This is a genomic window from Nocardia sp. XZ_19_385 (assembly GCF_015355755.1).
GTDB lineage: Bacteria > Actinomycetota > Actinomycetes > Mycobacteriales > Mycobacteriaceae > Nocardia.
The window spans coordinates 1657012-1676437 of record NZ_JACVEE010000001.1; the positions used below are offsets into that span (position 1 = coordinate 1657012).

20 protein-coding genes are annotated in these 19426 nt (G+C 66.8%); 3 read left to right on the forward strand and 17 right to left on the reverse strand.

Features of this window, described 5'->3' with window-relative positions:
- Window positions 1-44 precede the first annotated feature (44 nt).
- The 5 genes from lepB to IBX22_RS07795 form a co-directional block, all read right to left on the reverse strand.
- Window positions 45-839: a signal peptidase I gene (lepB, locus tag IBX22_RS07775; protein WP_375540206.1), complete on the reverse strand. Its 795-nt coding sequence runs from the start codon at window positions 837-839 to the stop codon at window positions 45-47.
- 83 nt (window positions 840-922) lie between these two features.
- Window positions 923-1264, reverse strand: coding sequence for a 50S ribosomal protein L19 (gene rplS, locus IBX22_RS07780; protein WP_194814637.1), 342 nt, complete (start codon window positions 1262-1264; stop codon window positions 923-925).
- Window positions 1265-1480: 216 nt separating this feature from the next.
- A complete protein-coding gene (locus IBX22_RS07785; protein ID WP_194814638.1) occupies window positions 1481-2368 on the reverse strand; it encodes a hypothetical protein in 888 nt (295 codons plus the stop codon).
- A 32-nt stretch (window positions 2369-2400) separates the two neighbouring features.
- Window positions 2401-4794, reverse strand: coding sequence for a Tex family protein (locus tag IBX22_RS07790; RefSeq protein WP_375540226.1), 2394 nt, complete (start codon window positions 4792-4794; stop codon window positions 2401-2403).
- Window positions 4795-4848: 54 nt separating this feature from the next.
- Window positions 4849-6516: an AMP-binding protein gene (locus IBX22_RS07795; RefSeq protein WP_194814640.1), complete on the reverse strand. Its 1668-nt coding sequence runs from the start codon at window positions 6514-6516 to the stop codon at window positions 4849-4851.
- Window positions 6517-6622: 106 nt separating this feature from the next.
- On the opposite strand from IBX22_RS07795, the gene IBX22_RS07800 reads away from it, so the two are divergent.
- Window positions 6623-7792: a PQQ-binding-like beta-propeller repeat protein gene (locus IBX22_RS07800; protein WP_194814641.1), complete on the forward strand. Its 1170-nt coding sequence runs from the start codon at window positions 6623-6625 to the stop codon at window positions 7790-7792.
- Between the two features lies 1 nt (window position 7793).
- On the opposite strand, the gene trmD is transcribed toward IBX22_RS07800, so the two are convergent.
- The 4 genes from trmD to rpsP form a co-directional block, all read right to left on the reverse strand.
- Window positions 7794-8477 carry a tRNA (guanosine(37)-N1)-methyltransferase TrmD gene (trmD, locus tag IBX22_RS07805; RefSeq protein ID WP_194814642.1) on the reverse strand — a complete coding sequence of 228 codons (684 nt, stop codon included), beginning with the start codon at window positions 8475-8477 and terminating at the stop codon, window positions 7794-7796.
- Window positions 8478-8558: 81 nt separating this feature from the next.
- Window positions 8559-9083, reverse strand: coding sequence for a ribosome maturation factor RimM (gene rimM, locus IBX22_RS07810; RefSeq protein ID WP_194814643.1), 525 nt, complete (start codon window positions 9081-9083; stop codon window positions 8559-8561).
- Complete coding sequence (locus IBX22_RS07815; RefSeq protein ID WP_194814644.1) at window positions 9083-9325, reverse strand: RNA-binding protein; 243 nt, start codon at window positions 9323-9325, stop codon at window positions 9083-9085. The genes rimM and IBX22_RS07815 overlap by 1 nt, the downstream gene beginning before the upstream one ends.
- Window positions 9325-9762, reverse strand: coding sequence for a 30S ribosomal protein S16 (gene rpsP / locus IBX22_RS07820; protein ID WP_194814645.1), 438 nt, complete (start codon window positions 9760-9762; stop codon window positions 9325-9327). The genes IBX22_RS07815 and rpsP overlap by 1 nt, the downstream gene beginning before the upstream one ends.
- Window positions 9763-10035: 273 nt before the next feature.
- Here rpsP and IBX22_RS07825 point away from each other — a divergent pair, with 273 nt between their 5' ends.
- A complete protein-coding gene (locus IBX22_RS07825) occupies window positions 10036-10194 on the forward strand; it encodes a hypothetical protein (protein WP_194814646.1) in 159 nt (52 codons plus the stop codon).
- 4 nt (window positions 10195-10198) lie between these two features.
- Here the strand turns inward: IBX22_RS07825 and IBX22_RS07830 are convergent, their stop codons facing one another.
- Together IBX22_RS07830 and IBX22_RS07835 are read right to left on the reverse strand one after the other, a co-directional pair.
- On the reverse strand, window positions 10199-10753 hold the full coding sequence (locus IBX22_RS07830; protein WP_194814647.1) for a dihydrofolate reductase family protein: 555 nt from the start codon (window positions 10751-10753) through the stop codon (window positions 10199-10201).
- A 114-nt stretch (window positions 10754-10867) separates the two neighbouring features.
- Window positions 10868-11047 carry a hypothetical protein gene (locus IBX22_RS07835; protein WP_194814648.1) on the reverse strand — a complete coding sequence of 60 codons (180 nt, stop codon included), beginning with the start codon at window positions 11045-11047 and terminating at the stop codon, window positions 10868-10870.
- Between the two features lie 265 nt (window positions 11048-11312).
- Here IBX22_RS07835 and IBX22_RS07840 point away from each other — a divergent pair, with 265 nt between their 5' ends.
- Window positions 11313-11912 (forward strand): hypothetical protein, encoded by a 600-nt coding sequence (locus tag IBX22_RS07840; protein ID WP_194814649.1) that lies wholly within the window; start codon window positions 11313-11315, stop codon window positions 11910-11912.
- Here the strand turns inward: IBX22_RS07840 and IBX22_RS07845 are convergent, their stop codons facing one another.
- From IBX22_RS07845 to IBX22_RS07870, 6 genes are all read right to left on the reverse strand, one after another.
- Window positions 11913-13007, reverse strand: a complete 1095-nt coding sequence (locus tag IBX22_RS07845; protein ID WP_194814650.1) for an amidohydrolase family protein — start codon at window positions 13005-13007, stop codon at window positions 11913-11915.
- A gap of 121 nt (window positions 13008-13128) precedes the next feature.
- Complete coding sequence (gene ffh / locus IBX22_RS07850; protein WP_194814651.1) at window positions 13129-14697, reverse strand: signal recognition particle protein; 1569 nt, start codon at window positions 14695-14697, stop codon at window positions 13129-13131.
- Window positions 14698-14787: 90 nt separating this feature from the next.
- The gene (locus tag IBX22_RS07855; RefSeq protein ID WP_309234478.1) at window positions 14788-15102 is read right to left on the reverse strand and encodes a hypothetical protein; all 315 of its coding nucleotides are present in this window, start codon (window positions 15100-15102) and stop codon (window positions 14788-14790) included.
- A 115-nt stretch (window positions 15103-15217) separates the two neighbouring features.
- Window positions 15218-17620, reverse strand: coding sequence for a [protein-PII] uridylyltransferase (locus IBX22_RS07860; RefSeq protein WP_309234479.1), 2403 nt, complete (start codon window positions 17618-17620; stop codon window positions 15218-15220).
- A gap of 89 nt (window positions 17621-17709) precedes the next feature.
- Entirely contained in the window at window positions 17710-18048 is a 339-nt protein-coding gene (locus IBX22_RS07865) for a P-II family nitrogen regulator (protein WP_194815666.1), read from the reverse strand.
- A 5-nt stretch (window positions 18049-18053) separates the two neighbouring features.
- Window positions 18054-19373, reverse strand: coding sequence for an ammonium transporter (locus IBX22_RS07870; RefSeq protein ID WP_194815665.1), 1320 nt, complete (start codon window positions 19371-19373; stop codon window positions 18054-18056).
- Window positions 19374-19426: the final 53 nt, after the last annotated feature.

Consider the following 19426-nt stretch of genomic DNA (forward strand, 5'->3'; position numbering starts at 1 on the left):
GATCCAATTATCCTGCCGCCGCGCGCTTTCAGTTCGCCAGGGTGTCAGTTCACCTGTGGGTCGACCGAACTGACCGGTCCGATCCGGCTCGGCGGCCAGATCTTGAACACCGCCTTACCTCGGACGTTGTCGACCGGAACGGTGCCCTGCAGCGAATCGGAGACGTGCGCACGGGAGTCGGCGGACTGGTCGCGGTTGTCGCCCATCACCCACAGGTTGCCCTCGGGCACCTTGATCGGGCCGAAGACCCGGCCGGCGGGGTAGGTGGCGTTCTGCTTACCGGCGAACCACGGGTAGTCGTTCTTCACGTAGGACTCGTCGAGCGGCTTTCCGTCGACCAGGATCCGGCCCTCGGCGTCGCAGCACTGCACGGTCTGCCCGCCGACCGCGATGACGCGCTTGACGAGATCGTTCTCGTCCGGCGGCACCAGGCCGAAGAAGGAGAAGAAGTTCTGCACGCCGCGGATCATCGTGTTTTCCGAGCGGATCGACTGGTAGCGGGTGTTCCAGGACGGCGGGCCGACGAACACCACGACATCGCCCGGCTTCGGATCACTGAAGTAGTAGCTGAGCTTCTCCACGTAGATGCGGTCGCCGACGCAGCCGGGGCAGCCGTGCAGCGTCGGTTCCATCGACTGGGAGGGAATCACGTACGGCCGGCCGACGAAGGTGACCATCAGCGCGGCGATGACGGCCGCGATCACGATGAGGATGGGCAGTTCCTGCCAGAACGGCCGCTGCTTCTTGGTCTTCTTGGCGCGCCGCGCCCTAGGGGTCTTCCGCTCTGCCCCTTCGTCATCCGCACCCGACACCGACACCGACCCACTTTCGTCTGCCACGCCGAACAGAGTAGCCCGGCACCCTGCCTGACGGCGGGTACCGGGCTACGAAGTTCTGCTGTGCCGCTGAGCGGGCTACGAGATCAGCGCTTTTCCTTGATCTTGGCGGCCTTGCCGCGCAGGTCGCGCAGGTAGTACAGCTTGGCGCGACGGACGTCACCACGGGTCACGACGTCGATGTGGTCGATGTTGGGGCTGTGCACCGGGAAGGTGCGCTCGACGCCGACACCGAAGGAGACCTTGCGGACGGTGAAGGTCTCGCGGATGCCACCACCCTGGCGGCGGATCACGACGCCCTTGAAGACCTGGATGCGCTCCTTCGAGCCTTCGATGACCTTCACGTGCACGTTCAGCGTGTCGCCCGGGCGGAAGTCCGGGACGTCGCTGCGCAGCGACTTTTCGTCGAGGAAGTCGAGGGTGTTCATTTTCATCCTTTGCGATGTTTGCGCGAACAGAGGACCCTGGCGGCATTCCCTCGACATAGCCGAGGACGCGCGACCGGTTCATGCTCCGAATTAGGGGGTGCTCCCGGGACAGAAATCTCCCTAGGGCAACCCGAGTATTGTGCCAGACCTCGGGTCGCCCGCAGAAATCACCCCCTGGTCAGCACCCCCGATCCCCGCTCTGACCGGCGAGCGTGCTCAGCGGTCGGACTTGTGCTCCGGGCCGAAAAGGGAATGCTCCGGCGAGAACAGGGGATGCGGATGTGGGGCCGGTGGGGCCGGGACGACCTTGCGGGCCAACTCCGCCTCGGCGGCGCTGCGGACGTGCTCGACATCCGGCTTTCCGGCGATGAGGTCTTGGATGAAGATCTTCGCACGGATGACCGGCCGCCGATACCGGCGTTCGCGCACGATCGCGCGGTACATCAGGCGGCGGCGTTCGGCGTAGCGCCAGCGGGCCCAGGGGGCGCCGGGGCGGCTCAGGCGCAGGGTGCCGATCCACAGCAGTGGCGGGAAGAACATGCCGAACAGGCCCGTCCAGATCTTGCCTTTGGCGATGACGATGGCGGCCAGCAGCAGGTTCGACAGGGCGATGACGGTGGCGACGGCCTTGGCGTCGGGGCCGATGGAGCTGCGCACGTCGCCGATCTCGAGGATCGAGAGCGGGTGGAAGCCGAGCAGCAGCAGGCCGGTGACGGCGAGCGCGACGAAGACCGCGTCGACCGAGGTGCGGCCCTGTTCTTCCCAGTAGACGTCGCGCAGGTAATAGATGAGCGCGAACTCGTCGAGGACCAGTGCGGCCCCGACGCCGAACGCGGCCGCGAAAGCCGCCACGGCCGGTTCACCGCCACTGTCGTACACCGCGATCAGGCCCAGCCCGGAACCGAGGACCAGCACCACGCCGATGACCATGTGGTGGATATGGGTGTCACCGGCGCGGAGGTTGCCGGGCCACCAGCGCACCTGTTTACGGATCAGCCGGACGCTGATCCGAATGAACAGGAACCCGACGATGAACCCGAGCAGGAAGCACAGCAGCGGTAGGCGGCCCTGCGCGATCACATCGTTCTCGAGCCATCTGCGCATGGCCGCCTGCCAACCTCCCGCCTGGTGAAAACCTACTTACCGAAGCCTGCCCGGCGCAGCGCGTCGGCCATGGAACCGGTCGGCGCGGGTGCGTTGGCGCGCCGCTGATTGCCCTGGTTGCGACTCGGCTGCTTGTTCTGCCCATTCTGCCGCTGCCGGTTGTCCTGGCCGGACTGACCACGCGGGGCGCCGCCGCGATTTCCGGTGCCGCGTTCCGGTTTCGCTGTCGCACCGCCCGGTTCGTCGTCCAGGCGCAACGACAGTCCGATGCGCTGGCGAGCCACGTCGACCTCGAGCACCTTCACCTTGACCACGTCACCGGATTTCACCACCTCGCGCGGGTCCTTGACGAAGTTGTGCGACATGGCCGACACGTGCACCAGGCCGTCCTGGTGCACGCCGACATCGACGAACGCGCCGAACGCCGCCACGTTGGTGACGACACCTTCGAGCACCATGCCGGGCTCGAGGTCGGCGACCTTCTCCACACCGGCGGCGAATTCGGCGGTCTTGAACTCCGGGCGCGGGTCGCGGCCGGGCTTCTCCAGTTCGGAGATGATGTCGGTGACGGTGGGCAGACCGAAGGTCTCGTCGGTGAACTCGTCGGGCCGCAGCGAGCGCAGCACGCCGGTGTTGCCGATCAGTTCGGTGACGCCGCTGCCGGTCTTCTGCAAGATGCGCCGCACCACGGGGTAGGCCTCGGGGTGCACCGCGGAGGTGTCGAGCGGGTCGTCGCCGCCGCGGATGCGCAGGAAGCCCGCGCACTGTTCGAAGGCCTTCGGTCCCAACCGCGGCACCTCCAGCAACGCCTTGCGGCTGCGGTAGGAACCGTGCTGATCACGGTGGGCCACAATGGATTCCGCGACCGAACCGGTGATGCCGGAGACCCGGGACAGCAGCGGCACCGAGGCGGTGTTCACGTCGACGCCGACCGCGTTCACCGCGTCCTCGACCACCGCGCCCAGCGAGCGGGCCAGCAGGGTCTCGGACACGTCGTGCTGGTACTGGCCGACGCCGATGGACTTCGGGTCGATCTTCACCAGCTCGGCGAGCGGGTCCTGCAGGCGGCGCGCGATGGATACCGCGCCGCGCAGCGACACGTCCATATCGGGCAGTTCCTGCGTGGCGTAGGCCGAGGCGGAGTACACCGAGGCTCCGGCCTCGGAGACCACGATCTTGGTGGGCTTGTTCTCCGGGATGCGCGAGATCAGCTCGGTGGCAAGGGCATCGGTCTCGCGCGAGGCGGTGCCGTTGCCGATGGCGATGAGCTCCACGTTGAAGCGGGCGACCAGTGCGCCGAGCACCGCGAGGGACTTCTCGGTCTGGCCCTGCGGCTTGTGCGGGTAGATGACCTCGGTGGCGACGGCCTTACCGGTGGCGTCGACGACCGCGACCTTCACGCCGGTGCGGTAGCCCGGGTCCAAGCCCATGGTGGTGCGGGTGCCGGCGGGCGCGGCGAGCAGCAGGTCGCGCAGGTTCGCGGCGAACACATCGACCGCGTCCTTCTCGGCGGCCTGACGCAGGCGCATGCGAGTGTCGATGCCAAGGCTCACTTGAAGTTTCGTGCGCCAGGCCCAGCGGACCGTATCCATCAACCAGCTGTCGGCAGGGCGGCCCTTGTCGGCGATGCCGAACTTGACCGCGATCCGGCCTTCGTAGATGGAACGCTCGCCCGGCGCCAATTCCTCTGTCTCGGAATCGAGCTGGAGGCTGAGGACCTCTTCCTTCTCACCGCGCAGCAGCGCCAGGATGCGGTGCGAGGGCAGCTTGGAGAACGGTTCACTGAACTCGAAGTAGTCGGAGAACTTCGCGCCCGCCTCCTCCTTGCCCGGGCGCACGGTGGATTTGATCTGGCCGCGGTTCCACATCAGCTCGCGCACTTCACCGACCAGGTCGGCGTCCTCGGCGAAACGCTCGACCAGGATGGCGCGGGCGCCGTCGAGTTGCTCGGCGGTGTACTGCGCCGGATCGGTGGACGGGTCGTTGATCAGCGCGTCGGCGACCGGTTCGTGGCCCGCCTCGCGCGCGATCTGGGCCTTGGTGCGGCGCTTGGGCTTGTACGGCAGGTAGATGTCTTCGAGGCGAGCTTTCGTCTCGGCCAGCATCAGCTGCCCGAGCAGCGCGTTGTCCAGTTTGCCCTGGCCCTTGATGGATTCGATGATCGCGCCGCGGCGCTCGTCGAGTTCGCGCAGGTAGCTCAGGCGTTCGTCGAGCTGACGCAGCTGCGCGTCGTCGAGGCCGTCGGTGACCTCCTTGCGGTAGCGCGCGATGAACGGCACCGTCGAACCGGCGTCGAGCAGCTCCACGGCGGCACGGACCTGGCTCTCCCGCACTCCTAGCTCGTCGGCGATGCGCCGCCCCACGCTAGCGAGGGGAGTGGGCGCGGCGGCGGTCGTGTCGGTGCTGTTCGTCTCTGAACTGGCGATCTCGGGCGCTGTCGTCACGGCCGCCAACACTACCGCCGCCTGCTGACAAAGGACCTACCCCTGGGTGAACCCTTCGCCCGCAGCAACACTCCCCGACGCCGGGACCAGCGTCTTCGCCATTTCCCGCATCTCGGCTTTGCGCACCTTGCCGGTGACGGTCATCGGGAATTCGTCCACGATGTGGACATAGCGCGGAATCTTGAAGTGCGCCAGCTTGCCTGCGCAGAATGCCCGGATCGCGTCGGCGTCCAGCGCGGCCGCACCCTCGCGCAGCCGGATCCAAGCCATCAGTTCCTCACCGTATTTCGGGTCGGCCACGCCGATGACCTGGGCGTCCAGAATGTCGGGGTGGGTGTAGAGGAATTCCTCGATCTCGCGCGGGTAGATGTTCTCGCCGCCGCGGATGACCATGTCCTTGATGCGGCCGGTGACCGCGAGGTAGCCGTCGTCGTCCATCACACCGATGTCGCCGGTGTGCATCCAGCGGGCGGCGTCGATCGCCTCGGCGGTCTTCTCCGGCTGATTCCAGTAGCCGAGCATCACCGAGTAGCCGCGGGTGCACAGCTCCCCCGGTTCGCCCCGGGGCACCGTCAAACCTGTTGCGGGATCGACGATTTTGACCTCGAGGTGCGGGAGCACCCGGCCCACGGTGCCGGTGCGGCGGTCCAGGCTGTCGTCGCGGCGGGTCTGGGTGGACACCGGTGCGGTTTCGGTCATGCCGTAGCAGATGCAGACCTCGGACATGCCCATGCGATCGATGACCCGCTTCATCACCTCGACCGGGCAGGGCGAGCCCGCCATGATGCCGGTGCGCAGGCTCGATAGGTCGGGTGCCGCACCGCCGTCGAGTTCACCGAGCATGGCGATGAACATGGTCGGCACGCCGTACAGTGAGGTGCAGCGTTCGGCCGCGACCGCCGCCAGCGTGGCCGCGGGATCGAACGCGGGAGCCGGAATCACCACCGTCGCACCGTGACTGGTGGACGCGAGATTGCCCATCACCATTCCGAAACAATGGTAGAAGGGCACCGGCAGGCAGATCCGGTCGTGCTCGGTATACCCGCACAGCTCGCCGACGAAATAGCCGTTGTTCAGGATGTTGTGGTGGCTGAGCGTTGCGCCTTTCGGAAAGCCCGTTGTGCCGGAGGTGTATTGGATGTTGATCGGATCATCCATCGACAGGGTGCCCGCGATCTCGGTCAGGCGAGCGGCGTCGATCTCATAGCGCACCAGTACATCCCACGCCACGGTGCCCAGGATCAGGACCTGTTCCAGCCCCGGACAATTCGGCCGGACTTCGTCGATCATGTAGACGTAATTGGAGGTCTTGAATTCCGGCGCGGCGATCAGCAGCCGCACCCCGGCCTGCCGCAGCACGTATTCCAGTTCACTGGTGCGGTACGCCGGATTGATATTCACCAGCACCGCACCGATTTTCGCGGTCGCGTACTGCACGAGGAACCATTCCGCGCAGTTCGGCGCCCAGATGCCGACCCGGTCGCCCTTGTCGATACCCAGTGCCGTCAGGCCGGTCGCGAGCGAATCTATGGCGGAGGCGAGTTCGCGATAGGTCCAGCGTCGACCGGACGGAACGTCCACCAGCGCTTCCCTATTGGGGAACGCGGCGACGGCGCGGTCGAAGTTGGCTCCGATCGTGTCGCCGAGCAACGGTGCTTCCGAAACACCCGACGCGTAGCTGGGCTGCCCAGTAACCACTGGCATAGCTTGATCTCCTCCGCGGACCGACACTGTCCCCAACATGATGTGGCTCACATCGTTTTAGCACCACCCCTGAAAGGAGGTGCCGAGATCGTGCGATGATCGCCCGGTGAGACTCTCGGGGTGGAAAAATTTGCGGGTCGTAATCGTGCTGGGACTGCTGGCGGCGCTGGCTGGCTGTTCGGACTCGAATTCCGCGACGGTCGGCACACCCGATGCACCGATCCTGGATCTCGGCGGTATCCGCAAACTCGCGGTGGGGCCGCACGACGACATCAAGCCGACCGCGAACGGGCTGTACGTCGTCGCGGATGGCGAACTGCGGGGGATCGATCCGCTGTCCGGCGAGCGGCGCTGGACGGTGCGGCGCGAGGGTCTGCGACCTGATCCCAAACGGATATATCAGGCGGACTACGGGAAGGTCCTGCAGGTGTCCTGGCTGGATACGCCAGGACAGATCGCCTACGCGGCCGACACCGGGCGCGAGCTGTGGCGCACCGACTCGGAGTGGTTCGAGCTGGACACCAAGGGCGGCCGGTTCATCCGCAACGACCCGCACACCGGGGTCCGCGCCTGGGACCTCGACTACACCGCATTGGGTTGTGCCGCCGGGCTTCCCGAGGACTCGATGTATGTGTTCGAGAGTCGCGAGGCGGCGCTGTTCCGGTGCCCGGTCAAACCCGGCCCGGAAAATTTCGAAGGCGAACAGCTCATCGGCGGACTGACGCTCGACACCGGAGCGTTGATCTGGAAGCGCACGGTACCCGACCGCCGTAGCTTCGCCCGGTCGACCAATACTCTGGCGATTGTCACTTCCGGTGACACCCGCGAGGTGATCGAGAGCGGGACCGGACGGGTGCTGGGCTCGCGTGCCAAGTCGGCAGCTGAGTGGCAGTTCACCATGCCCGACGCCGCAACCCTGATCATGGACAGCTCAACGGTCAAGGACAACAAGGACTTCCGCCTCGAAGAAGCCGACGGGCGGGTGCGCTGGCGCGCCCCGTTCCCCGAAACCGAGGAAATCCTCCTGGGTAACGGCACCGGCAATGTGGTCTTGGCGACGATGCGCAAGCGCCTGGGGAATTACGACTGCTGGCTGCTGGCCTACGATTTGGCGACCGGTGAGCGCACAGTCGTGGCCGGCCCCGGCGCCACCGGCCAAGGGGAAAAGCCTGCGTTCGAAGCCACGCTGCAGCAAGGCATGATCGGGCCACCGTCCCCGTGGGGTGTGCTGATCAAGTTGAAGGATGGCGAATTCGCTGTCATCCCAGCCGAATAGCTCAGTCGGGCGGCAGTAGATCCGGGCGGCGTTCGCGGGTGCGCTGCAAGGATTGCTCATGCCGCCAGGCGGCGACCTTGGCGTGGTCGCCCGAGAGCAGGATGGGTGGGACATCCAGGCCGCGCCAGGAAACCGGGCGGGTATAGCTGGGGCCTTCCAGAAGGCCGTCGGAGAACGAATCCTCCTGGTGGGATTGCTGATTGCCCAGCACGCCGGGGATGAGGCGGACGAACGCCTCGGTCATCACCAGGACGGCGGCTTCGCCACCGATCAGGACGTAATCGCCGATGCTGACCTCTTCGACGCGGACCCGGCGGGCGGCGTCGTCGAAGACGCGCTGATCGATGCCCTCGTAGCGGCCGCAGGCGAAGACGATGTGCTTTTCGGTGGCCCAGCGTTCGGCGGTGCGCTGCGTGAACGGGACACCGGCCGGGGTGGGGACGACGAGCAGTGCGTCGTCGGGGCAGACCTCGTCCAGGGCGTCGCCCCAGATGGTCGGCTTCATGACCATGCCCGGGCCGCCGCCGTAGGGCGAATCATCGACCGCCTTGTGCACGTCATGGGTCCAACGGCGCAGGTCGTGGACGTCTACGGAGATCAAGCCCTTGTCGATGGCCTTGCCGAGCAACGCGGTGCGCAAGGGTTCGAGGTACTCCGGGAAGATCGTGACCACGTCGAGCTTCATCGAATCTCCGGTTTCACTCGGTCCTGATGCAGCTCGACCGGGGAACCTGTTGTCCCCCGGTCGAGTTCGGTCAGTTGTTCGCTATTCGGGATCGAGCAGACCCTCTGGCGGATCGATGACCACCAGCTTGTCCGCGATCGATACCGTCGGCACGATGGCGTTGACGAATGGGATCAGAATCTCCCGATTGTCCTCGGCCGCCTTGACCGAAAGCAGTTCTCCCGCAGCCGAATGCAGCACCTCGGTGACCGTGCCGACGAGCGTTCCGTCGGTGAGCTGGACGGTCAGGCCCTCCAGCTCGTGGTCGTAGTACGCCTCCGGGTCCTCCGAGGGCGGCAGGTCCTCGCTGTTCACGACGAACAGGGTGCCGCGCAGGGCGTCGGCGGCGGTGCGGTCGGAGACGCCGGCGACAAACACCAGAAGCCGGCCCGAGTGCTCCCGGGCCGACTCGATGGTGAAGTCACGAACCTCTTTGGACCGCGGCAACCGCCCACGCAGGACGATGCCGGGGGCGAACCGGGCTTCCGGATCGTCGGTGCGGACCTCGACGACGAGTTCGCCGCGCACACCGTGCGACTTGGCGACCCGCCCTACGACGAGTTCCACTAGGCGTCGGTGTCGACCACGTCGACGCGGATACCCCGGCCGCCGATACCGGCGACGAGGGTACGCAGCGCGGTCGCGGTCCGACCGCCGCGGCCGATGACCTTGCCCAGATCCTCCGGGTGCACGTGCACCTCGACGGTGCGTCCGCGGCGGCCGGTGATCAGCTCGACGCGGACATCATCGGGGTTGGTGACGATGCCGCGAACCAGATGTTCGACGGCATCAGCCACGACGGCCGACATTACTCGGCGGCTTCGGTGGCGGGCGCCTCAGCGGCGGCCTCGGTCTCCTTGGCCTTCTTCTTCTTGGCGGTGGTGGCCTCGCCGCGCGGCTCGCTGTCGGCAGCGGCCAGGGCGGCGTTGAACAGGTCCAGCTTGGACGGCTTCGGGGCCTTCACCTTCAGGGTGCCCTCGGTGCCCGGCAGGCCCTTGAACTTCTGCCAGTCGCCGGTGATCTCCAGCAGACGCTGCACCGACTCGGTCGGCTGCGCGCCGACACCCAGCCAGTACTGCGCGCGCTCGGAATCGATCTCGATGAAGGAGGGCTCTTCCTTCGGGTGGTACTTGCCGATGGACTCGATGGCCCGGCCGTCACGACGGGTGCGCGCGTCGGCGACGACAACGCGGTACTGCGGGTTACGGATCTTGCCCATACGGGTCAGCTTGATCTTCACAGCCATGGCTGATCTGCCTCTTTCAGTAGTTTGGTCACGGCGCAATTCAGCGACCCGCATGGCCTGCGAGCCCGGTTTCACGCTTGGAGTGTGTGACCGCCGCGCGGTACGTAACCGGAGACGGGCTGACACTTGTCCTTCGAAGGACGAGGGTTCATTCTGCCAGACGGGTTTGCCCAGCCTGAAATCGGTCGCCGACCGGGCCGCCGTGGGGGTGATGTGACCCACGCCACCATGATCGCTCGGAACCGGACAGCGCCGGCGAACGTAGAAGTAGGCATGGGGATTTTTCGCCGCAAGAAGAAGCGTCGCAGAGGCGACTCCGGGGTCGACGATGCCGTCGCGGAGGCGGCGTGGATGGGCGGCGAATTCGCCCTGACCGCGCTGTTCCGGGTGGTCGGTGGCGCTGTCCGAGGCCTGTTCAACGCCCTGACCTGAGCGGTTACGCGGGACGGTAGCGCAGCAACACCACACCGGACTTGAAGGGCTTGGTTTCGACCAGCTGGAGCTTGGGCGCTTCCCACTCGTCTTGGAACAACCGTGCGCCGCGCCCGAGCACTACCGGGTAGACGAACAGCCGGTACTCGTCGACCAGGCCCGCCGCCATCAGGTCGTGCACCAGGGTGATGCTGCCGGTGCTGACGATGTCCTTGCCCGGCTGCTCCTTCAACGCCCGCACGTCGTCCAGGCCGCGCAGCACCACGGAGTTCTGCCACTGCGGGTCGTCCATGGTGCGTGACACCACATACTTGGCGATCTGGTTGAGGTCGTCGGTGATCCCAGTCTGATCGTCGTCCTGCTCGGGCCAATACCCCCGCATGTCCTCGAACGTCGCCCGCCCGAACAGCATCGCGTCACAAGCCGCGGTATGCGCCGCCAGCTCCGCCAGAATGTCGGCTTGGTCGTCGACGGCATCGTTGCCGACGGTGAACCAGCCCGCGGTCGCGTCGATCACCCCGTCCAGGGTGATGTTCTCGGTAACCACCAGATCCCGCATGATTCGGCCCTTCCGTTGGAGACAGATCTGTCAATACAGACGGTCCGGCCACACGGAATTCACCGGAGCCTCCGAATGTGCCGCAGGGCAGAGGGATTGAACCGAGGGCTGGGATCAGCGCAGTTGACTGGTATCGACCACGATCGGTACCGGACCGGGTGCGGTGACTGTTTCACCGGCAACCGCCCGCACTTCCTGGCGATATCCGATCTCGCCGAGACGATAGCCTTCGAATCGCCAGTCTTGCACAGTGGTCGGCCCCAAAGGGTGGATCATCGAAACCTCTGCGCTCATGGTCACATTCGTCCGATCTTCCGTCGCGTTTCAGCGCACATCGTTGATACGAACTCGACCTCCAGCGTTGCTCGCTCACCGAGTATCACTCGAGGTCCACTGTATTGGTGGCGTCCGGCGAAATCGGCCTTATCCTGGGGGAACGGGAAGAATCGGTTCGGGGGGACCAGATATGCAGATCACCGAGTTCAGCGTTTTCGGATTGCGGTCGTCGATCGTTGATCTGCGAACACCCAACAGTCCCTTGCGATTCCGGCTTTTTCCGATGGTCCATATCGGGAACCCGGAGTATTACCGCGATGTGACCCGGCGGCTGAGCGAATGCGACCTGGTCGTTGCCGAGGGTACGGACAATGCCAGTTCACTCGGCTTCGCTGTGGTCCTCGCGATGCGTCTGACCGGGCGGCGGGCGGCATGGTCGCTGGTGCATCAGGACATCGACTACGCGGTTCTGGGCAAGCCGACGGCTTGGCCGGAAGGGTCGGGTACACCGCGCCGGAGCTGGTGGCGGTCCGCCGCGGGCTGGTTGGACGTGCTGTTGATGACGCCGTTCTACACGGTCGTGATGGTCGCGGGCGGGCGGGACTGGCTGCTGCGGCAGCACTACGTAGTTAATGACAATACCGAGGTCAGGGCACGATTCCGGTCGAAAGACGTGGTCGACGCGCGCGACCGGGTACTGCTCGACGCGCTGGCCGGCATCTACGCCGAGCGCAAGGATCGGCGCGAGGTGGTGGGCATCGCGTACGGGGCGGGGCACATGCCCGCCGTGGTCCGGGAACTACGGCGGGAATTCGGGTATCGGCCGGTCGGCGCGGAGTGGGTCACCGTCTTCGACGACGCGAACCTGCACGTGCGGTTCTGACTACCGGTGGCCGGTGACGGGGTTCGGTGTCTTCACCACGCGGCCCCGCAGGACGACCCACTGCGGGTCGGTGAGCATGGCCGGGTTGGTGCGCGGGTCTTCCTGATAGACAACGAAATCCGCGGGAGCACCGTGCTCGATCGAGGGGCGGCCCAGCCAGGTTCGAGCGTTCCAGGAGGCCGCGCCCAGGGCGTCGTGGGCGGACAACCCCGCGCCGGCGAGCGCGGTGATTTCCTCGGCGATGCGGCCGTGCCGGATGGAGCCGCCCGCGTCGGTGCCCGCGAAGATCGGGACGCCCGCGTCGTGGGCCTTGCCGACGGTGTCGCGGACGCGGCGGTGCAGGTCCCGCATGTGCGCGGCGTAGGTGGGGAACTTGCCCGCGCTGTCGGCGATTTCGGGGAAGGTGTCGATGTTGATCAGGGTCGGGACCAGAGCGGTGCCGTGCTCGACCATCATCTCGATGGTGTCGTCGGCGAGGCCGGTGCCGTGTTCGAGGCAGTCGATGCCGGCGTTGATCAGGCCGGGCAAGGCGTCCTCGCCGAAGACGTGGGCGGTGACGCGAGCGCCGTTGGCATGCGCGGCGGCGATGGCCTCTTTCAGGATCGCGTCGCTCCACAGGGGGCGCAGGTCACCGACGGATCGATCGATCCAGTCGCCGACGATCTTCACCCATCCGTCGCCGAAACGTGCCTGCTCGGCGACGATTTCGGGGAGGTCGCGTTCGTCGTCGAGTTCGATGCCGAGTTCGCGGATGTAGCGCCTCGGGCGGGCGATATGCCGGCCCGCGCGAATGATCTTCGGGAGTTCCTCGTGGTCATCGATGAACCGCGTATCGATCGGTGATCCGGCGTCGCGCAGCAACAGCGCACCGGCATCCCGTTCGGTCTCGGCCTGCGCGATCGCCCCCGCGCGGTCCTCGTCTCCCCCGCCGTACCGAATCCCGACGTGACAGTGCGCATCGACCAGCCCCGGCACGATCCACCCTGCGCCACACAGGGTTTCGTCCCCGGCCAGGGGCTCGAACGACACCACCCCATCGCGCACCCACAGATCGCGCACCTCGTCATCAGGGAGAACCACACCACGCAGATGCACAGCAACCTCCTGGACGTCGTCGGCAGCATCCAAACTACCGCCCGCCACCCCACCCCGCTTCTCGTACGTGAGAGCCGCACCAACGACGCGCGCCCGGCTGGTTGGCCGGGCGCGCGGGTGATCACTTCTTGGGGAACTTCAGCTTCGACAAGTCGAAGCCTTCGAGGCCGGGCGGGAGCTGGTCCAGCCCCGGCGGCATCTCGGAGATATCCGGCATTCCCGCGGGCATTCCACCGGGCAGACCCGGCATCCCCGGGAAACCGCCGCGCACCTTCGGCGGGGTTGGGCCGCGGCCGCCCTTCTTGCCCTTCTTGCCGCCCTTTTTGTTGTTGCGGCGGTTGCCGCCGGGCAGGCCCATCTGGCGGCCCATCATGGTCATCATCTTCTTGGCTTCGAAGAAGCGGTCGACGAGTTGGTTGACCTCGGAGACCTGGACGCCGGAGCCGTTGGCGATACGCAGGCGGCGGGAAGCGTTGATGATCTTCGGGTTGTCGCGCTCGGCCGGGGTCATGCCGCGGATGATGGCCTGGACGCGGTCGAGCTGCTTGTCGTCGACCTGGGCGAGCATGTCTTTCATCTGGCCGGCGCCGGGGAGCATGCCGAGCAGGTTGCCGATGGGGCCCATCTTGCGGATGGCCAGCATCTGATCGAGGAAGTCCTCGAGGGTGAGTTCGCCGCTGCCGATCTTGCGGGCGGCTTCCTCGGCCTGCTTGGCGTCGTAGACCTGTTCGGCCTGCTCGATGAGGGACAGCACGTCGCCCATGCCGAGGATGCGCGAGGCCATCCGGTCGGGATGGAAGACGTCGAAATCCTCGAGCTTCTCGCCGGAGGACGCGAACATGATCGGCGCGCCGGTGATCTCGCGCACCGACAGCGCCGCACCACCGCGGGCGTCACCGTCGAGCTTGGTGAGCACGACACCGGTGAAGCCGACGCCGTCGCGGAAGGACTCGGCGGTGTGCACCGCGTCCTGGCCGATCATGGCGTCGAGCACGAACAGGGTTTCGTCGGGCTGCACGGCATCGCGGATGCCCGCGGCCTGCGCCATCAGTTCGGCGTCGATGCCGAGGCGGCCGGCGGTGTCGACGATCACGACGTCGAACTGCTTGGCCTTGGCCTCTTCGATACCGGCGCGCGCGACCTCGACCGGGTCGGCCGCGGTAATGCCGAGCGGGTTCTCGCCGCCGCCGATGGAGGTGCCGGGATGCGGGGCGAACACGGCCGCGCCCGCCCGCTCACCGACCACCTGTAGCTGTGTGACCGCGCCGGGGCGCTGCAGGTCACAGGCTACGAGCAGCGGCGTATGCCCTTGGCCCTTCAGCCATTTCGCGAGCTTGCCGGCCAGGGTGGTCTTACCGGAACCCTGCAGACCGGCGAGCATGATCACCGTCGGCGGTGTCTTGGCGAAGCCGATGCGGCGGGTCTCGCCACCGAGGATGGCGATGAGCTCCTCGTTGACGATCTTGACGACCATCTGCGCCGGATTCAGCGCCGCGGAAACCTCGGCGCCCTTGGCGCGTTCCTTGATCTTGGCGATGAATCCGCGCACCACGGGCAGCGCGACGTCGGCTTCGAGCAGCGCGAGCCGGATCTCACGACAGGTGGCGTCGATGTCGGCCGGTGACAGACGCCCCTTACCGCGCAGATCCTTGAGGGCACCGGTTAGCCGGTCGGACAGTGATTCGAACACCGATCGCGCTCCTGAATCTCTACGGGGGTGTCGGACGTCAACCACCCCAGAGTAATCGGAGAACACCGGTGATCGCGCACGGGGCGCGGATCAGTCCAGCGAGCGGCGACGCGGTTTGACGGTCTTGCGGTAGTCGTGATTTTCCGCACCCACCATGAAGATGGCTTCGCGGCCGGTGAGGCCGAGTTCCAGCGCGAGGTCGTCGAGCAGGGCGTAATCGGCATCGGTCGGGGCGTCGGTGGAGGCGGTGGTGACGGCAATGGTCATCGCGGTCACAGCTTGCTGCCCGGTGAGGGTGCGGCCGGGCAGCCAGGAAACGACCCAGCGGTCACCGCCGACACAGCGCGCCATGTGCGTTGTCTCGTTGCTCGTCATCATCGACGCCGAAACGACTTCAATCGCCACCGACCTGCTCCCCTCATGCTCGCGATAGCCAGACGCTCTGATACTAGGGCGCGGGACAGCCTCTGCCTATGGGTTCCAGCAAATCGCGTGCAACGGTTTGATAGCGTGGTCCGTTTTATGTGGCGGCTGTCTCCTCCGGCTTCTTCGGCGCGGGTCGCGGGACCACTTCCATGACAGCCATTTCGATGGTTTCCCGGCGTCCCGGGCCGTCCTCGGACCCGAGGTCCAGGCAGAACGCATCTACTACGGCCGAACCCATGGTCACCACTTTCGCCCAGCGCACGTTGGCGCCGGAGGCCGAGAACGCGGCGGCCAACCGGCTGAGCAACCCGATCCGATCCTCGGCGCGCAACTCGAGCAGCAACTGCCCGGGAGTGCTGGTGTGCGACCAGATCAGGCGCGGCTCGGCCTGCGCGTAGGGACTCGGGCCGATCCCGGCGTCGCGTTCCCGCTTCGCCAGCAGCGCGGGCAGATCGAGATCGCCGGCGATGGCGCGAATGAGTTCCTGGCGCAGCAAACCGGGGTCCGGCGGATCGCCGAACTTCGGTGAGACCACGAAGGTGTTGATCGCCGACTCCCCCGCCCCGCCGACCGCGGCCGACAGCACGCGCAGCGAATGCAAGGCGAGCACGCCCGCCGAATCCGAGAGCAGCCCCGGACTGTCCGGCGCGATGATGGTGACGGTGTAGGTGTATTTGCCTTCGGCGGGCCGCAAATCGATGTGCACGCCACCGGCTTCGGCCTCGGCGATCAGTTCCGGCGCAATCGGTTCGGGTGTCGGCAGTGGCTCGCCGGTCAGCACCAGACGGCAGCGGCGCACCAGATCACCGATGAGCGAGGCCTTCCAATCACCCCACACCCCAGGGCCGGTGGCGAGCGAATCGGCTTCGGCGAGCGCGTGCAGCAGCTCCAGCAGCTGAATGTCGCCATCGAGGGCGTCGACAACGTATTGCACGGTGCCGGGGTCGGCGAGGTCGCGCCGGGTCGCGGTCTCGGGCAGCAGCAGATGGTGCCGCACCATCGCGGACAAGGTGCGAACGTCGTGCGGCCACAGGCCTAGTCGGCGGCCGATGTGGGTGGCCAGTTCCGCGCCGACGACGCTGTGGTCACCCGCACGGCCCTTGCCGATGTCGTGCAGCAGGGCGCCGAGGGCGAGCAGATCCGGGCGGGCGACCCGGGTGCTCAAAGCGCTTGCGTAAGCGACGGTTTCCATCAGATGGCGGTCGACGGTCCAGGTGTGCATGGCATCGCGCGGCGGAAGATCGCGCACCGCACCCCATTCCGGCAGCAACCGCCCCCACAACCCGGTGCGGTCCAGTGCCTCGATCGCATCGATGAGGCCGCGACCGGAGCCGAGCAGCACGAGCAGATCGTTCAACGCGTCCTTGGGCCACGGCTCGCGCAACTCGGGCGCGTCCTCGGAGAGCCGGTTCAGCGTGGTCGCCGACATCGGCAGCCCGGTCTGCGCCGAGGCCGCCGCGACCCGCAGGATCAGCCCGGGATCGCGCTGCGGCCGCGCGTCCCGGGCCAGCACCACCTCGCCCGCGTGCTCGACCACCCCCTCATCGAGTGGTCGACGCACCGGCATCCGGCGCAGCCGGGCCAGGCCGCGGCGGGGCAGCGCGTTCGCGGCGGTGCGCAGGCCGACATCGACCGAGTAGCTCACCGTCCGAGCCGAATCGCTCAGGGTGCGAGCCAAATCGAAGCGATCGCCGATCCGCAGGGCGCTGCCGATCTCGTCGGCATCCTGGGCGCGGAGTTGATCGCGGGCGCGGCCCGCCACCCGATGCAGCTCGGTGCGAACATCCAGCAACCGGCGATGAGCGGTCTTCAGGCCGCCACCCGGCACATCCGGCCCGAGCCCCGGCATGGCATCGGTCAGCTGGGCGATAGCCAGCGCGTCCAGCAACTGAATGTCCCGCAGCCCGCCGCGCCCGTTCTTCAGATCGGGTTCGGCGCGGTGCGCGATCTCACCGCTGCGCTGCCAGCGCGCTTCGGCCTGGGCGATGATCTCGTCGAACCGGCCGCGGATCCCGGTCCGCCATTCCCGGCGCACCCCGCCGATCAGCAGATTGCTCAGATCCGCGTCACCGACGATGTGCCTGGCCTCGAGCATGCCCATGGCCGCGATCAGGTCGTCGGCGGCCACCCGCAGCGCCTGCGGCACGGTCCGCACACTGTGGTCGAGTTTGATGTGGGCGTCCCAAAGCGGGTACCAGAGCTGGTCGGCGACCTCGGCAACCCGGGCCGGATCGACATTGTCGTGCAGCAGCACCAGATCCAGATCCGAGTACGGCAGCATCTCCTTGCGGCCGAGTCCGCCGACGGCCACCACGGCCAGCCCGCTGTCGGCGGTGATGCCGAGTTCGGCGCCCTTGGTGGTCAGCCACAGTTCGTAGAGATCGACCAGTGCCGCCCGCACCGATTCGGAGTCCAAGCGCGGATTCCGGGGAACGCCCCCGTCGAGCAGTTGTTTCCGTGCCGCGACCAGTTCGGCCGCTCCATTCGACTGACCCACAACCCACCACCATCCAATGCGGGCGGCCCCGCCCCTGACCGGGGATAAACCGGTAGGAGCGAGGCCGCCGCTCGATTGTCGTTCTGGCTTTACAGAGCGTCGGTACCGCGTTCGCCGGTCCGGACCCGGATGATCGACTCGACCGGGGTGACCCAGACCTTGCCGTCACCGATCTTGCCGGTGCGCGACGCTTCGACGATCACCTCGACGACCTTGTCGACCGAGGCATCGTCCACCACGACCTCGACGCGCACCTTGGGCACGAAGTCGACCGAGTACTCGGCGCCGCGGTAGACCTCGGTGTGACCCTTCTGCCGCCCGTAACCCTGCACCTCGCTGACGGTCATGCCGAGCACGCCCGCCTGCTCCAGCGCGGTCTTGACGTCTTCGAGCGTGAACGGTTTGACGATTGCGGTGATCAACTTCATAGTCGTCATGCCTCCTTGACGAGCGAGCTCGGGACCGAGCTGGCCGAGCGTGCCGTGCCACCCACAGCAGCGAAATCGTATGCGGTTTCCGCGTGCTCGGACTCGTCCAGGCCCACCGACTCGCCTTCCTCGCTAGCGCGCAGCCCGATCGTGAACTTGATGATGTAAGCGATCACGGTAGTCGCGACCAGCGAGTATGCGAGGACGGCGAACGCTCCGACGGCCTGCAGCTTCAACTGCTCGATGCCACCACCGTAGAACAAGCCCTTGACCGCCGCCGGAGCTTCCTCGGTCGCGACCAGGCCGACCATCAGGGTGCCGACCAGACCGCCGACCAAGTGCACGCCGACCACGTCGAGCGAATCGTCGAAGCCGAAGCGGAACTTCAGGCCGACCGCGAGGGCACACAGAGCGCCGGCGGCCGCGCCGATGGCGATGGCGCCGACCGCGTTCACCGAGGAACAAGCCGGGGTGATGGCGACCAGACCGGCCACGATGCCCGAGGCCGCGCCGAGGGAGGTGGCGTGGCCGTCACGGAACTTCTCCACCAGCAACCACGCCAGCATGGCCGTAGCCGTGGCGACGGTGGTCGTCAGGAAGGTGGCGCCCGCGGTGGCGGTGGCGCCGACAGCGGAACCGGCGTTGAAGCCGTACCAGCCGAACCACAGCAGACCGGCGCCGAGCATCACGAACGGCAGATTGTGCGGACGGAACGGCGTCTTCGGCCAGCCCTTGCGTTTGCCCAGGACAACAGCCAGCACCAGGCCCGCGACACCGGCGTTGATGTGCACCGCGGTACCACCGGCGAAGTCGATGGCCTTGAGGTTGTTGGCGATCCAGCCGCCGGACTCGGCGGTGATGCCGTCGAAAGCGAAGACCCAGTGCGCGACCGGGAAGTACACGACCGTCGCCCAGATACCGGCGAACAGCAGCCACGAGCCGAACTTGAGGCGGTCGGCGACCGCGCCCGAGATGAGGGCCACCGTGATGATGGCGAACATGAGCTGGAACGCGACGAACACCGGCAGCGGAATGGTTCCGGCCAGCGGCACCGCGGTCTCGACGTCGGCTAAGACGTTGGACTGGTCAGCGCCGCCGAACACCGACTTCAGACCGAAGTACTGAGCGGGATCGCCGAAGAAGTTGCCCTTGTCGTCACCGAAGGTCATCGAGAAGCCGTAGAGCACCCAGAGGATGGAAACCAACCCCATGGCGCTGACGCTCATCATGATCATGTTCAGCACGTTCTTGCTACGGACCATGCCGCCGTAGAAAAACGCGAGTCCGGGTGTCATCAACAGCACGAGTGCTGCGCTTGTCAGCATCCATGCGGTATCGCCGGCGTCCGGCGCGCCGATTACGGGAAATGCCACCTTGA